The 12,259-nt window shown below is 66.2% G+C and carries 12 protein-coding genes; 7 read left to right on the plus strand and 5 right to left on the minus strand.

The features are described from left to right. Positions 1-3: 3 nt before the first annotated feature. From RX333_RS02475 to RX333_RS02485, 3 genes are read left to right on the plus strand one after another with little or no spacing between them, the layout of a single operon-like run. A complete protein-coding gene (locus RX333_RS02475) occupies positions 4-465 on the plus strand; it encodes a GbsR/MarR family transcriptional regulator (protein WP_316013329.1) in 462 nt (153 codons plus the stop codon). Continuing rightward, positions 462-1,646, plus strand: coding sequence for an efflux RND transporter periplasmic adaptor subunit (locus RX333_RS02480; RefSeq protein ID WP_316013330.1), 1,185 nt, complete (start codon positions 462-464; stop codon positions 1,644-1,646). The genes RX333_RS02475 and RX333_RS02480 overlap by 4 nt, the downstream gene beginning before the upstream one ends. Next, positions 1,643-4,804, plus strand: coding sequence for an efflux RND transporter permease subunit (locus RX333_RS02485; RefSeq protein ID WP_316013331.1), 3,162 nt, complete (start codon positions 1,643-1,645; stop codon positions 4,802-4,804). Before RX333_RS02480 ends, RX333_RS02485 begins: the two co-directional genes overlap by 4 nt. 39 nt (positions 4,805-4,843) lie before the next feature. Here the strand turns inward: RX333_RS02485 and RX333_RS02490 are convergent, their stop codons facing one another. From RX333_RS02490 to RX333_RS02500, 3 genes are read right to left on the minus strand one after another with little or no spacing between them, the layout of a single operon-like run. Next, positions 4,844-5,833 carry an adenosine kinase gene (locus RX333_RS02490; protein ID WP_316013332.1) on the minus strand — a complete coding sequence of 330 codons (990 nt, stop codon included), beginning with the start codon at positions 5,831-5,833 and terminating at the stop codon, positions 4,844-4,846. Further along, positions 5,830-6,474, minus strand: coding sequence for an endonuclease III (gene nth / locus RX333_RS02495; RefSeq protein WP_316013333.1), 645 nt, complete (start codon positions 6,472-6,474; stop codon positions 5,830-5,832). The genes RX333_RS02490 and nth overlap by 4 nt, the downstream gene beginning before the upstream one ends. Before the next feature lie 45 nt (positions 6,475-6,519). Continuing rightward, positions 6,520-7,485 (minus strand): glycine betaine ABC transporter substrate-binding protein, encoded by a 966-nt coding sequence (locus tag RX333_RS02500; protein ID WP_316013334.1) that lies wholly within the window; start codon positions 7,483-7,485, stop codon positions 6,520-6,522. Between the two features lie 262 nt (positions 7,486-7,747). Here RX333_RS02500 and RX333_RS02505 point away from each other — a divergent pair, with 262 nt between their 5' ends. Genes RX333_RS02505 through RX333_RS02515 form a run of 3 tightly spaced genes read left to right on the plus strand, consistent with a single transcriptional unit; the run spans position 7,748 to position 9,619 of the window. Then, complete coding sequence (locus RX333_RS02505; protein WP_410056037.1) at positions 7,748-8,593, plus strand: bifunctional helix-turn-helix domain-containing protein/methylated-DNA--[protein]-cysteine S-methyltransferase; 846 nt, start codon at positions 7,748-7,750, stop codon at positions 8,591-8,593. A 38-nt stretch (positions 8,594-8,631) separates the two neighbouring features. Beyond that, positions 8,632-9,024, plus strand: a complete 393-nt coding sequence (locus RX333_RS02510; protein ID WP_316013335.1) for an acyl-CoA thioesterase — start codon at positions 8,632-8,634, stop codon at positions 9,022-9,024. 1 nt (position 9,025) lies between these two features. Beyond that, positions 9,026-9,619 (plus strand): SH3 domain-containing protein, encoded by a 594-nt coding sequence (locus RX333_RS02515; protein ID WP_316013336.1) that lies wholly within the window; start codon positions 9,026-9,028, stop codon positions 9,617-9,619. A 3-nt stretch (positions 9,620-9,622) separates the two neighbouring features. Here RX333_RS02515 and RX333_RS02520 read toward each other — a convergent pair whose 3' ends face one another. Then, positions 9,623-10,237 carry an alpha-ketoglutarate-dependent dioxygenase AlkB family protein gene (locus RX333_RS02520; protein WP_316013337.1) on the minus strand — a complete coding sequence of 205 codons (615 nt, stop codon included), beginning with the start codon at positions 10,235-10,237 and terminating at the stop codon, positions 9,623-9,625. 49 nt (positions 10,238-10,286) lie between these two features. Here RX333_RS02520 and RX333_RS02525 point away from each other — a divergent pair, with 49 nt between their 5' ends. Then, positions 10,287-11,960 carry an FAD-dependent oxidoreductase gene (locus tag RX333_RS02525; protein WP_316013338.1) on the plus strand — a complete coding sequence of 558 codons (1,674 nt, stop codon included), beginning with the start codon at positions 10,287-10,289 and terminating at the stop codon, positions 11,958-11,960. Positions 11,961-11,978: 18 nt separating this feature from the next. Here the strand turns inward: RX333_RS02525 and RX333_RS02530 are convergent, their stop codons facing one another. Further along, a complete protein-coding gene (locus RX333_RS02530) occupies positions 11,979-12,185 on the minus strand; it encodes a hypothetical protein (RefSeq protein WP_316013339.1) in 207 nt (68 codons plus the stop codon). Positions 12,186-12,259: the final 74 nt, after the last annotated feature.

Raw genomic sequence — 12,259 nt, forward strand, 5'->3', positions numbered from 1 at the left:
ATCATGGTTCAGGATTGTCGCGCCCGCTTCATCGAAATGATCGCCGCCTTCACGGCGGCCGAGGGCTTGTCGCCCATCGCGGGGCGGATCTTCGCGCTGCTCTATTTCGACGGGTCCGAACTCGCGCTCGGCGAGATTGCGGAACAGCTCGACGTCAGCCGGGCCAGCGTCTCGACCAATGCGCGCCTGCTCGATCGGATGGGAATGCTCGAGCGGGTGGAGAGGGATGGCGACCGGCGCGACTATTACCGCGCCGCGCCCGACGCGTTCCGCGCGTCCATGACGGGAATGATGGGCCGAATGCGCGGTATCGTTACCGAGACGCGGGAGATCGCGCAGGCCGTGGGCGCGTCCGACATCGCCGCGAGACTGGACCATTTCATCGAGATCCACCGCCAGGTGGCAGACGCACTCGAAACCGTGGCGGCGACGCTGCCGGAACCGGACAGGAAGATCTTCGCGTGACCGACGACAACAGACATCAGGCCCTGGAATTCGAGGACGAGAAACGCGCGGGGCTGTCGGGCTGGGTGGCCTTCGCCTTCGTCTTGGCGCTCGGTGCGTGGATGGGCAGCGGTTACTACATGCCCACCGAGGAGAAAGCCGTCGAGCAGACGCAGGAGCGTCGCCTTGCCACCGTGGCCACCCGCGACAGTCGGGCCGAGATCGTCACGCAATTCTTCGTGGCCGAAGGCCAGGCCCTGCCCGACCGCGAGACCATCATCCGGGCGGAGACGTCGGGCGAGATCGCCGAGGTCAATCTGCGCAAGGGCGCGAGCGTGGTCGACGGCGACCTGATCGCATCCATCGACGTCGCCGACCGGACGGCACAGCTCGAACAGGCGCAGGCGGAGCTGGACCGGACAACACGCGAACTGACCAACGCGCGGGAGTTGCTCGAGCGTGGCGTCGCCACGCAGGACCGGGTGACGGCGGCGGAGTCCGCGCAGGCCGCGGCGCAGGCCGGGCTGGCCAGTGTCGAGCAGGGGCTGGACGACACCGTCATCCGCGCGCCCTTCGACGGTGTGCTCGACGACATCATGGTCGATGCGGGAGAGTTCGTGCAGGCCGGTGGCGAGGTTGCGCGCATCATCGACACCGACCCGCTGACCATCGAGGTGCAGGTGCCCCAGCAGGCCGTGCGCGGCATCCGCGCGGGCCAGATGGCCAGCGTCGCCTTCATCACGGGCGAGGAGCGGCAGGGCGAGGTCACCTACGTGTCGGGCAGCGCCGATGCCGAGACCCGGACCTTCCAGGCCGAAATCGTCGTGGACAATCCCGATGGCGATATTCCCGCGGGTGTCAGCGCCCAGATCCGCGTGCCCGTGGCCGAGACGGAGGCGCATTTCATCAGCCCCGCCGTCCTGTCGCTCGGCACGGACGGCACGCTCGGGGTCAAGACGGTCGATGCGGAGGCGACGGTCGTCTTCACCCCGGTGGACATCGTGCGCGCGCAGACCGACGGCATCTGGGTGTCGGGCCTCGCGCCCGAGGCCCGCATCATCACCATCGGCCAGGGCTTCGTCAGCGCGGGCGAGCGGGTGGACCCGCGCGACGAGGCCGAGGCGAGCGAGGAAGAACAGCGCGAGGCGGAGGCGGTGGCGAGCGAATTGCCCGATCTGCCCACCGGCGAGGCCACGCGATGAGGGGGCTGATCGACGCCGCTTTCTCCCGCAGCCGCGTCGTACTGATGCTGCTGATGTTCATCCTGACGGTCGGCGCCATCGGCTATGTCACCATCCCCAAGGAAAGCTCGCCCGAGATCCCGATCCCGACGATCTATGTCGTCACGACGCTCGAGGGGATCAGCCCCGAGGACAGCGAGCGCCTGCTGGTGGAACCGCTCGAAAGCGAACTCGGCTCCATCGAGGGGCTGAAGGAGATGACGGCGAGCGCGGCGGAGGGCTATGCCTCGGTCACGCTGGAATTCGACCCCGGCTTCGACAGCGAGGAGGCGCTCGACAAGGTGCGCGAGGCGGTGGACCGCGCACAGGGCGAACTGCCTGAAAACGCGACCGAACCCAGCGTGAACGAGGTCAACACCGCGCTCTTCCCGATCCTGACCGCGATCCTCTCTGGCCCGGTGCCCGAACGGACCCTGATCGGCATCGCCGAGGATCTGCAGGAGGACATGGAATCGCTTGAAGGCGTGCTGGAGGTCGATATCGGCGGCGCGCGCGAGGAACTGCTGGAGGTCCTGATCGACCCAACAGTCTTCGAAACCTACGACCTGACCTTCGATGAGCTGATCAGCCAGATCAGCCGCAACAACCGCCTGATCGCGGCGGGGGCCATCGACACGGGCGCCGGACGGCTGGTGCTGAAGGTGCCTGGACTGATCGAGGATATAGAGGACGTGATGGACATGCCGGTCAAGGTGCGCGGCCAGACCGTCGTCACCTTCGCCGACATCGCCACCGTTCGCCGGACCTATCGCGACCCCGAGAGCTTTGCCCGCATCGACGGGCAGCCCGCGCTCGCGCTGGAGGTCAAGAAACGCGTCGGGTCCAACATCATCGAGACGGTGGCCCAGGTGAAGGCGCTGATCGAGCAGTCCTCCGCCGACTGGCCGGGGACCGTGACCATCGAATACATGCAGGACGAGAGCGAGCAGGTGGAGACCATGCTCAGCGATCTGGAGAACAACGTCATCGCCGCCGTGGTGCTGGTGATGATCGTCATCCTCTTCGCGCTCGGCATCCGCACGTCGATCCTCGTAGGCCTCTCTATTCCGGGCGCCTTCCTCGCCGGGGTGACAATCCTGTGGTTCATGGGCTTCACCATGAACATCGTGGTCCTGTTTTCGCTGATCCTCGTGGTCGGGATGCTGGTCGACGGCGCGATCGTGACGACCGAGCTCGCCGACCGGCGGCTGCAAGCGGGCGACAGTGCGCGCGCGGCCTATTCCTACAGCGCCAAGCGGATGGCCTGGCCGATCATCGCCTCGACCGCGACGACGCTCAGCGTGTTCTTCCCGCTGCTGTTCTGGGAAGGGACGGTGGGCGAATTCATGAAATTCCTGCCGATCACAGTGATCGCGACGCTGGGTGCATCGCTCCTGATGGCACTGGTCTTCATTCCCGTCCTCGGTGGCCTGATCGGCAAGCGCCAACCGCAAAGCGCAAAGGCCCGCAGGCAGCTCGCCCTGGCCGAGGATGGCGACCCGCGCGACATGACCGGCTGGGCGGGCCGCTACGTACGCGCGCTGCAATGGGCGATCCTGCGACCGGGGCGCACGCTGATCTTCGCGATCATCGCACTCGTCTCCGCCTTCTTCGCCTATGGGCAGTTCGGTGTCGGTGTGAACTTTTTCCCGTCGGTAGAGCCTGATTTCGCGCAGGTGCAGATCCGGTCGCGCGACAACTTCTCGATATACGAGCGTGACGCGCTGGTCCGGCAGGTCGAGGAGCGACTGCTCGACTATGACGAGATCCAGAGCGTCTACGCCCGCACCACGATCGGCGGTCAGGGCGCGCAGTCGAGCGAGGACATCATCGGGACCATCCAGCTGGAGTTCACCGAGTGGGATACCCGACGCCCGGCCGTGCAGATCGGCGAGGATATCCGTCGAAACATGGCCGACATCGCCGGCGTCGACGTGCAATACGCGGTGCAGGAAGGCGGCCCCGGCGCCGGCAAGCCCATCGCGCTCGACGTGCTTTCGCGCAACGGGGCTGACCAGATGGCCGCGGTCGATGCGATCCGGGCGGAGATGGAGCGGATAGGCGGCTTCACCGATGTCACCGACGACCGCCCGATGCCGGGTGTGGAATGGCAGCTCGACGTCGACCGGGCCGAGGCCGCGCGCTTCGGCGCGGACGTGACCTTGCTGGGCCAGGCGGTACAGCTTCTCACCAACGGGATCGAGGTGGCCGAGTACCGCCCAGACGATGCCGAGGGCGAAGTGGATATCCGCGTGCGCTTCCCGGCTGACGAGCGCACGCTGGAGGAGCTAGAGGGCCTGCGCATCCCGACCAGCGCCGGGCTGATCCCGGTCCGCAATTTCGTGACCTTCGTCCCTGCCCCGCGCTCGGGTACCATCCACCGCGTCGACCAGCGCCGCGTGATGACCATCGAGGCGGACGTGGCGCCGGGCCTCTTGGTCAACGATCAGATCGTAGCCTTGCAGCAGGCCATCGCCGGTATGGATCTGCCCGCATCGGTCGAGACCCAGTTCGGTGGCGAGGCGGAGGAGCAGGCCGATGCGATGATCTTCCTCGTCGGCGCGTTCGGGGCGGCCATCGCGCTGATGTTCCTGATCCTAGTGACGCAGTTCAACAGCCTCTACCAGGCGCTGGTGGTGATGAGCGCCATCGTCTTCTCCATCGCCGGGGTGCTGCTGGGCCTGTTGATCACCGGACGTCCGTTCGGGATCGTCATGGGCGGTATCGGGGTGATCGCGCTGGCCGGGATCGTCGTGAACAACAACATCGTCCTGATCGACACCTACAACGACCTGCGCCGCGAAGGTCAGTCCCCGCGCGAGGCGTTGCTGCGGACGGGCGCGCAGCGTCTGCGCCCCGTGGTGCTGACCTCGCTGACCACGGCGCTTGGGCTGATGCCGATGGTGCTGGGGATGAATATCGACTTCCTCACCCGGACGATCGAGTTCGGGGCCCCCTCGACCCAATGGTGGACCGAGTTGAGCGCCGCTATCGCCGGGGGACTGGTCTTCGCCACGGTGCTGACGCTGATTGTGACGCCCGCGATGCTGGCGCTCGGGCTCAAGGTCTCCGAGTGGCGGGCCCGCCGCCGCGCGCGGAAGGCGGACCGGGCGGCAGGCGGTGCTGTGCCTGCGGAATGAAGGCGCAGCCCCGGCCCGCAGGCCGGGGCAGGGTCGCGATCAAAGGCCCGCGTCGGCGAACAGGGCCTTGAGGTCGCGCTCGGGCCGGGCGCCCATGTGGCCGATCACCTCGGCCGCCGCGATGCACCCCATGCGGCCCGCATCCATCAGGGTGCGCCCGGTGACGAGCCCGTTGAGCAACCCGGCGGCGAACTGGTCGCCCGCACCGGTCGCATCCACCGGCGTCACGCGGTGCACGGGCACGGTCACCCGTTCGTCGCCCTGGATGGCGATCACGTCGTCGCCCGAGCGGGTGCACACGACCAGAGGGCAGGCGGCGGCGGCCGCGTCCAGCGCATCCTCCAGCCGGTCGGCCTGGTAGAGCGTCGTGAACTCGGCTTCGTTGCCGATGACGTAGTCCATCTCGCCCGAGATCAGCCGTTGGAAATCGTCGCGGTGCCGGTCCACGCAGAACGGATCGGACAGCGCGACGCCCGCCTTGCCGCCGCCTGCGTGGATGGCGCGCGCGGCCTTGCCGAAGGCCTCCTTCCCCTGATCCTTGTCGTAGAGATAGCCTTCGAGGAACAGCATCTGCGCATCGGCGAACACGGCTTCGTCCACGTCGTCGGGCCCCACCTCGGAGGAGATGCCGAGATAGGTGTTCATCGATCGCTCCCCGTCGGGGCTGACGAAGATCATCGAGCGGGAGGTCGGCAACTCGCCGCCATCGATGGGGGTGTTGGGAAACTCCGTCCCGTCCTTCATCATCGCGTCGGCATAGAAACGGCCCAGCGCATCGTCGCGCACGCGTCCGACGAAGGCGGTGGAGCGGCCCATGTTGCCCAACCCCGCCAGCGTGTTCGCGACCGATCCGCCCGGTGCCTGCACGCGGTTCTCCATCGCGGCGTAGAGCGTCTCGCCCCGCTCCCGCTCGACCAGCTGCATGATGCCCTTCTGGATATTCATGTGTTCGAGGAAGCTGTCGTCGCATTGCGCGAGCACATCCACGATGGCGTTGCCGATGCCGACGACCTGATATCGCTTGGTCATATGGTCTTGTCCTCGAATGTGCAGATGTCGTTGATGAGGCATTGCGCGCAGTCCGGCTTGCGCGCCTTGCAGGTATAGCGGCCATGCAGGATCAGCCAGTGATGCGCGTGCTGCTGGAACTGGACCGGGGTGCGGTCCTCGATGGCGCGCTCGACGGCGACCACATCCTTGCCCATGGCGAGACCCGTGCGGTTGCCGACGCGGAAGATATGCGTGTCCACCGCCTGCGCGGGATGGCGGAACCACATGTTGAGCACGACGTTCGCCGTCTTGCGGCCCACTCCCGGCAGGCTCTCCAATGCGGCGCGGCTCGACGGCACCTCGCCCCCGTATTCATCGACGAGAATCCGGCTGAGCTTGATGACGTTCTTCGCCTTGTTGCGGTAGAGGCCGATGGTGCGGATGTGCTCGATCAGGCCGTCCTCGCCCAGATCCAGCATCTTCTGCGGCGTGTCGGCGATGGCGAACAGGTCGCGCGTCGCCCGGTTCACGCCCTTGTCGGTGGCCTGCGCGCTGAGGGCCACGGCCACGACCAGCGTGTAGGCATTCACATGGTCGAGCTCACCCTGGGGCTCCGCGCAATCGTCGCGGAAGCGGGTGAAGACCTCGAAGATCTCCCGATATGACAGCGGGCGCGGCATGGCAGTCCTCTTGCCACGCCGCGCCTCTGCCGCCAAGCCCCCCGCTCAGCTACCCGAAAGCCATGCGTCGATGCGGTCGCCGTTCAGCGCGACCCAGTCGTCGACGACGAAATCCATCCCGATCTCCTTCACCTGCACGAGGAAGATCAGCTCGGTCAGTTCCTCCCCCGACAGGCCGAAATTCGACAACAGTGTCGCGACCTGAGGGTGGCTGTCCCGCAAGCGGGAGGAGAACCCGACCTGCACATCCTTGATGAGGTCCGCCGTCTCGATCCGGCTGTCTTCCAGCCAGGTGTCACTGTCGGCGGAGGAGACCTTGATGTAGTTGGCCGGATCGTGCGGCGGCTCCTCCAGCACGGTGATGTAGTCGAGCGCGAACCAGACATGCGGCTGGTAGCAGTAGAAGGCGACGGGCTCCCGGCTGGCCTGACGATCGAACAGGATGTCCTGGAATTCCCCCTCGCCCATCAGCATCCCGTCGAGATGCTGGTCCAGCCCGTAATCGCGCATCTTGACCTGCATGACCTCGGTCGAGCCCCAGCCCTCGGCCCCGATCCAGATCTCGCCACGCCCGTCATCGTCGAGATCGAAGATTTCCCGCCCGCGCTCGGAGATCAGGTCCTGCACGGTGTTGATGTCGTACTCGTCGGAGACGTAGCGCGGCACGCACAGCGCATCGACACCGTCATAGCGAGCCTCCGACAGCACGATATCGCCGCTTTCCAGCATCGGCTCGACCCATCCGGCGTGGTTGGGCATCCAGATGTCCGAATGGATATCCACCGACCCGTCGCCTGCGGCGATTCCGGCGAACAGTTCGGGGTTCGTGCCCGAAACCAGCTCGGTCTCGACGCCCAGCCGCTCCTCCATGATGGTGGAGAGCATCTGGCCGATCAGCTCCCCGGCGAACCAGTTTGGTTGACCGACCCGGATCACGTCCTGTGCGTGCACCAGCCCCGGCGCGAACGATGCGATTACCCCCACAAGCACCGTCGTAATCGTTCTGCGCATTCCAAAACTCCGTCTTTCACGGGATCAGTATGAGCGAATCACAGTGACCCGATTTCCCGATAATCGCGATTCGGAGACTTATCTTCCCGGCTTTGCCCCTTACGTCGGGTTAATCTCCGGTCGCATGCGTTTCACAACCTCAAGTTTAAGGGAAATGGCTCGGTTCGCGAAGGTCGAAAACCGACGCTTTGCGCATCATTCGGGTGGTTGCAGCCAGCCGCCCCGACGATATTGCACGTAGAGGCGAGAATCGGAGACCGCGATGAACAAGGGCGCGCATCACTACCGGCTTATGGCCGACCTGCTCGAACGCATCGCAAGGCAGCCGGAGGAGCCACGCTCGCTGGCCGAGCTGGCGGATCTCGCCGACATGAGCCCCGCGCATTTTCAGCGAACCTTCAGCCAATGGGTCGGCGTCAGCCCGAAGCGCTACCAGCAATATCTGAAGCTGAACCTCGCACGCGACCTGTTGCGGGAGCGTTCGACCGTGCTCGACACCGCCTACGGCACCGGCCTGTCCGGACCGGGGCGACTGCACGATCTCTTCGTCCGGTGGGAGGCGATGAGCCCCGGCGACTACGCGCGAGGCGGCGAGGGCCTGACGATCCGCTGGACTTGGGCCGATAGCCCGTTCGGCGAGGTGCTGGCGATGGCGACGGATCGCGGTCTGTGCGGTCTCGCCTTCGCGGCCGAGATCGGGCGGGAGGCCGCGTGGAGCGACCTGGCTGGTCGATGGCCGCGAGCGCAGCTCGTCGAGGGGCCGGAAACCGTCGGGCCGCTGGTCGACGCGGCGTTCGGTATCGGCGGCCAGGTTCCGGTGCATCTGATCGGCGCGCCCTTCCAGATCAAGGTGTGGGAGGCCCTGCTGCGCATCCCATCGGGCCATGTCACCACCTATTCGGATATCGCGGCCAAGATCGGCTCGCCCAAGGCGGCGCGCGCGGTCGGTACGGCGGTCGGGCGCAACCCGGTTTCGTTTCTCGTGCCGTGCCACCGCGTGATCGCCCGGTCGGGTGCGCTGGGGGGATATCACTGGGGCGTGCCGGTCAAGCGGACGATCCTCGCTTGGGAGGCGGCGCGCCGCGATGCGCGCGAAGACGCGGCCTGACCATTGACCAAAGGTCAACTCGACGCATGATCTTCGACATGACCGATCACATCGAAAAACCCTGCGGCGACCTCGCCCTCCAGACCATCGCGATGCCGGCCGACACGAACGCCAATGGCGATATCTTCGGCGGCTGGCTGATGGCGCAGATGGACCTCGGCTCTTCGGTCGTGGCCCGCACCCGCGCACGCGGCCGGGTGGCGACCGTGGCGGTGGAGGCGATGACGTTCCACAAACCCGTCCATGTCGGCGACGTGGTCAGCATCCATGCCGAGCTGGAGCGGGCCGGAACCACCTCCATGCGCATCCGTACCGAGGTCTGGGTGACGCGCCAGCCTTCGGGCGAACAACTCAGGATGACCGAAGGGGTCTTCACCTTCGTCGCCGTCGACGACAACGGGGCCAAGCGCCCTCTTCCCGTGGAGGATTGAGATGAACCGGATCACGATGGCGCTGCTGTTCGCGCTGATGTCGGGCACTGCGATGGCACAGGAGTTCCCGGAAATATACCGCGTGGTGGGTGTCGAGGACGATGACGTGCTCAACATCCGGGCCGAACCCGACGCCGGGTCCGAAATCCTTGCGGCCTATGAACCCGATGCGGACCGGATCGAGGTCACCGCAGCATCGGACGATGGCGCCTGGTTGCGCGTGAATATCGACGAGGGTACCGGATGGATCGCCGCACGCTTCGCCGAACCGCAGGAAGATGCGCCCTTCGCGATGAATTGCGCCGGGACCGAGCCGTTCTGGAGCGTGAATATCGAGCGCAACTCGGTCATCTACCGAACCCCCAATCGCCGCGATGCACTCGAAAGCCCGCAACTGCACGACCTGTTCGAGGGCGCCCGCCTGCCGCGTGCGATCACTGGCGAGCAAGGCGAGTACGCCTTCGCGTTGGCCATTACACCGGGCGAATGCTCCGACGGCATGTCGGACCGGATGCACTCGCTTCACGGAACGCTCATACTGACCGGACCGTCCGAGCATATCGTGCAGGGAGGGTGCTGCTCGATGCAGCCCTGATGCTCATTCCACGACCCGCAGCGTCAGGTTGATCCGGCCGCCCCCGGACAGGAGGGTCGAGGTTCCGGGAAAGATCCGGTCGACCCCGTGATGGGCGAGCCGCGCCGCGCCGCCCATCAGCACGACGTCACCACTCTCCAACCGCACCGAACGGGTGGGCGCGCGCCGCTCGACCCCGCCCATGCGAAAGGTTGCCGTATCGCCGAGCGAGATCGACAGGACCGGATAGGAGAAATCGCCCTCGTCCCTATCTTGGTGAAGCCCCATCCGCGCCTCGGCATCATAGTGGTTGATCAGACAGCAATCGGGCGCGCGGTCCAGCCCGGTCAGATCATGCCACAGGCTCAGGACCTGATCAGGGATCGGCGGCCATGTCGATCCGTTCGGGTGCCGGTCGGCATAGCGATAGCCACGCGCGTCGCTGACCCAGCCGAGCCTGCCCGCGGCACTCATCCGCACGCGCATTGGCCGCCCGCCCGGCGTCACGTGCCGCACGAGCGGCGCGTCGCCCACGATGGCCCGCAGGCTGTCGCGCAACCGTTCCTGCGCGGGTCGCTCCAGCAGCCCTTTCCAGAGCTTGAACCCGGCGATTTCGAGCGGTGGAGGATTCTCGTCCATGTTGCCTATATAGTGTCGCGAACCGCTCCAGCACGCCGAGGACCGCCCGATGACTGAGACGAGGAACGCGCAGGTCAAAGACGAATTCGCCACCTCCGTGCGCGAGGCCGCGTTCGGGCCGATGCCGACGAAGATGATCGACTATTTCCGCACGCTGGCGAAGGTCGAGGAGCTGGCGGCAGGAACCGAGCTCTACGTCGCCGGAGGTGACCGCTACGATTTCTTCGTCGTCCTGTCGGGCAAGATCGAGATCCTCGACGGCAGCGAGGATGGCGACGGACTCATCGGAATCGCCACCGAGAACGCCTTTCTGGGCGAGCTTGGCCTTCTCAGCGGTCAGACACCGTTCCTGACCTGCCGCGTGGTCGAGGATGCCTGCGTCCTGCGCCTAGATGCGCAGGAGCTGCGCCGTGCCATCAACGAGGTGCCGGAGGTGGGCGATGTCATCGTCTCCGCCTTCTCCGCCCGGCGCGAGATCCTGATGAAGGCCGCGACGGCGAACCTCACGATCCTGGGGCCGGAGGGGAACGGCAACGTCATGCGCGCGATGGAGTTCGCGACCCGCAATCGCATCCCGCACCGCTGGCTGGACAGCCGGTCGGGGACGGGCGCGCGCATGGTCGAACGGTTGTCGCTCGACCCCGACGACATCTCGGTCGTGCTGCGCGGCGATCAGGTGGTGCAGACGCCGGACAATCCCGGCATCGCCTGGGCGCTCGGCATGAACCTGGAGGTGGACGACGGTATCACCGCCGACCTCGCCGTCATCGGCGCGGGGCCAGGGGGCCTCGCCGCGTCGGTCTACGGGGCGAGCGAGGGGCTCGACACCATCACGGTCGAGAACACCGCCATCGGCGGACAGGCCGGCACGTCGAGCCGGATCGAGAACTACATGGGCTTCCCGACGGGCATATCCGGCTCCGACCTTGCCTATCGCGGCCAGATCCAGTCGATCAAGTTCGGCGCCCGCTTCGCGGCGCCCCGCTCCGTCCGCGGGCTGGAGAAGACGGCGGCAGGCTGGCGGATCAAGCTGTGCAACGGCAACGACATCTGCGCCAAGGCGATCGTCGTCGCGACCGGCGTGCAGTACCGCCGCCTGCCGCTCGACCGGCTGGAGGAGTTCGAGGGCGCAGGCGTCTACTATGCCGCGACCGAACTGGAGGCGCGTTTTTGCAAGAATACCGAGGTGGTCGTCGTGGGCGGCGGCAACTCCGCCGGGCAGGCCGCGATGTTCCTGTCGCGCCACGCGAAACACGTCCATGTCGTGATCCGCGGCGCCAGCCTGCGCGACACCATGTCGAACTACCTGCTGCAGCGGCTGGAGAGTGATCCGCGCATCACCATCCACCCCTTCACCGAAGTGGACCGGCTGGACGGCGACACCTCGCTGGAGAGCCTGACCCTGCGCGATAACCGCTCCGGCGAAACGCGGCCGGTCGAGAGCCGCGGGCTCTTCATCATGATCGGCGCGGCCCCGCATACCGAGTGGCTGGCCGATCAATGCGCGCTCGACGAAAAAGGCTTCATCCGCACCGGGCCCGAGGTCGGCGGCCGCACCCCGTTCGAAAGCTCCTGCCCCGGCATCTTCGCCATCGGCGACGTGCGCGCAGGCTCGGTCAAGCGCGTGGCGAGCGCGGTGGGCGAAGGCTCGGTCGTCGTCTCGGCCGTCCACCAGCACATCGCGGCGCTGAACGAGGAGCAGGAGTATCAGGGAGCGGTATGAGCACCGCTCCCCAATCTCTTAGATAAGCCCGCCGCGTTTCGCTTCCTGATAAGATCCCGGATGCCGTTTGCCGGTCTTGATCTCGCTGATCCTTCCGCCGTTGCAATCCAGACCGGCGGCAATCCTGCTCTGGAGTTCGCCATCATGCAATTTCGGCCACACGATCGTCACCGCTTCTTCAAACGTGACCTCATGCGAGCTTGCGCGAGAAAAATCTTTAGGCATGTCAACCTCTTACTTACTTCCTCATGCAGCAGGTCGTTGACACCATCCCACATACCGATAAACGGTAGGCTGTT

This window comes from Roseobacter sp. HKCCA0434, from assembly GCF_032464675.1.
GTDB lineage: Bacteria > Pseudomonadota > Alphaproteobacteria > Rhodobacterales > Rhodobacteraceae > Pontivivens.